Origin of the sequence: Petrocella sp. FN5, assembly GCF_029210395.1 — a bacterium.
In the GTDB taxonomy this organism is placed as follows: domain Bacteria; phylum Bacillota; class Clostridia; order Lachnospirales; family Vallitaleaceae; genus Petrocella.
This window is the reverse complement of record NZ_JARGDP010000218.1, coordinates 1-576: the sequence shown is the minus strand read 5'-3', so window position 1 is coordinate 576 and position 576 is coordinate 1. Positions and strand designations below refer to the sequence as shown.

Below are 576 nucleotides of genomic sequence, written 5' to 3'. Positions count from 1 at the left end.
TCTGTGAGTTGACGATGTGTGGTACCTTTCCTTGTTTAAAGCCCATATCGTCAACTCGCTGTTAGATGCTGTCATCAACGGAAGTTACAATAACCTACAACTTATTCACGAAACCTCTAATGATAATACTCAGCACCCAAATATCCATTATGTTTCAGAATTAATATTATTCCATATTGTACTTGCTCTTCAACTTCTCGATTCTGTTATTATAGTCTTCTGAAGTTATAACATCAGATTCATACAACATCTTAAGAACATGCTTAGCATCATTAAATGTCTCCCGAATTTCATCGTAATCTTTAAGACCTTTTACTGCATCAAAATAATCCGAGATGTCTTGTTCAGATATTATACCCTCATCACGAAATCTGTACAGCTTATCCACATTCACTGACTTCATACTCCTTTCAGACTTTACGAGTGGTTCAATTGCAACTCGTACTGCTCCTGTAATAATAAAAAAAAGAAATAATCCTGATATAATAACACCTAATAAGTCCATATAAATCCTTCCTCTACTAGTAACCGATTACATCCTCTATTAACAATAATCAAAACCTACAAATATATTCA

At 33.7% G+C, this 576-nt stretch carries 1 protein-coding gene; it reads right to left on the bottom strand.

Features of this window, described 5'->3' with window-relative positions:
- Window positions 1-166 precede the first annotated feature (166 nt).
- Complete coding sequence (locus tag P0N36_RS15585) at window positions 167-505, bottom strand: hypothetical protein (RefSeq protein ID WP_275843814.1); 339 nt, start codon at window positions 503-505, stop codon at window positions 167-169.
- Window positions 506-576: the final 71 nt, after the last annotated feature.